The sequence below is a fragment of the Rhodocytophaga aerolata genome (assembly GCF_030503435.1).
In the GTDB taxonomy this organism is placed as follows: domain Bacteria; phylum Bacteroidota; class Bacteroidia; order Cytophagales; family 172606-1; genus Rhodocytophaga; species Rhodocytophaga aerolata.
Genome location: NZ_JAUKPO010000200.1, coordinates 1 through 518, shown reverse-complemented (window position 1 = coordinate 518; position 518 = coordinate 1). Strand labels below are relative to the sequence as shown.

Annotated in this window: 1 protein-coding gene; it reads right to left on the bottom strand. The window is 38.2% G+C overall.

Annotation, left to right across the window (positions count from 1 at the left end; genetic code table 11):
• On the bottom strand, positions 1–344 hold a 344-nt coding region (locus Q0590_RS37525), incomplete at its 3' end, for a DUF6597 domain-containing transcriptional factor (RefSeq protein WP_366970918.1).
• Between the last annotated feature and the right edge of the window lie 174 nt (positions 345–518).

The following is a 518-nucleotide window of genomic DNA, read 5'->3' as shown; positions in this document are numbered from 1 at the left end:
ACATCTATCAATTGGTTAGCTACTTGGGCAACCCGAACTCCAAACAAAAGCGGGATAGCATGAGCATAAATAGACACCCCAAACATTTCTGAAAAGCCACCTGTGTGGATCTGGCTAGGTGTTTGAGTAAACCCTTGAAAAGTAGCGAATACACTATTACTGCGATGTGCATTTTTAGGACTAAAAGCAAATACTAACTCGGCATTTGTGTTGGCAGTCGAATAATAGCAAAAGTAGTTTTGAACGCCTAGCCGCCAACGACTCTGCCAAAAATGACTTACAAGCCCATCGAGTTGTTTACAAGGTTGGGCAAATTCAAAAATAATGGTTTTTAAGTTTGTCATCCGCTATAGAACTTAAACTGTTCTTCCCAGAAACAGTGCACAAAAAGTTGAAAGTTTTTGAAAAAACTAAAGTTAAATTAATAGCATTACAAATGCTTCGATTTGAGTTACAGTATTTACCCCTTTGTCTTTACTTCTAATGTGTCTAATTTCTTGGGAGGGGATCAGCTTGGT